The sequence below is a fragment of the Sphingomonas sanguinis genome, from assembly GCF_001476905.1.
GTDB lineage: Bacteria > Pseudomonadota > Alphaproteobacteria > Sphingomonadales > Sphingomonadaceae > Sphingomonas > Sphingomonas sanguinis_B.
Genome location: NZ_LDTE01000162.1, coordinates 1 through 837, shown reverse-complemented (window position 1 = coordinate 837; position 837 = coordinate 1). Strand labels below are relative to the sequence as shown.

1 protein-coding gene is annotated in these 837 nt (G+C 67.9%); it reads right to left on the bottom strand.

The annotated features are described in order from the left end of the window. Positions 1-130: 130 nt before the first annotated feature. On the bottom strand, positions 131-837 hold a 707-nt coding region (locus tag SB4_RS18070; RefSeq protein ID WP_058753677.1), incomplete at its 5' end, for a 3'(2'),5'-bisphosphate nucleotidase CysQ.

The window sequence follows — 837 nt, the reverse complement described above, 5'->3', positions numbered from 1 at the left end:
GCAGCGCCAGCAGCCCGCCCGCCAACGTCGCGACCATGGCCGCCAGTCCGAAGGCAAGGGGAATGAGCGTCATCGGCGACCCATGAACGAGGGAATGAGACGTTACAAGGTCACATTTCCGAAACCTGTATCAGCCCCGGGCAATCGCTTCCAACACGGTCTCGGCGACCTCCCGACGGCAGATCAGCAGGTCGGGCAATAGCGGGTTCTCGCAATTATAGACAAGCGGCGATCCGTCGATCCGCGAGGCGTGGAGCCCGGCCGCGAGCGCCACGGCAGCAGGAGCGCAATTGTCCCATTCATATTGACCGCCGTCATGCAGATAGACATCGGCGCGCCCCTCCACGACCGCCATCGCCTTGGCACCCGCCGAGCCCATCGGGATCATGATGGCCCCCAGCCGATTGCCGACGCATGCCGCGATATCGGGTGCGCGGCTACGGCTGACGACAACGCGCAGGCCCGCTGGGCAGGGGGGATGTTGGGGGGGCAGGTCGTCGGTCGCGAACACCTGATCGCGGTCGGGCACCGACACCGCGCCCAGGGCCGGACGGCCGTCGATCGCTAGGCCGATATGCACCGCCCACTCGCTCGACCCGCTGGCATATTCGCGGGTGCCGTCGAGCGGGTCGACGATCCAGACCCGGCTTGCGGCACAGCGGGCGCGGTCGTCGACCGACTCCTCCGACAGGATGAAGTCCTCGGGGCGCGCGGCGCGTAGCCGGTCCAGGATCAGCGTATTGGCCTCCTTGTCACCCAGCGCGCCGAGGGCCGCACCCTCCAGCCCGCTCGACGCGCGGATGGACTTGAGCAGTTCGCCCGCCTCGACACGTGACA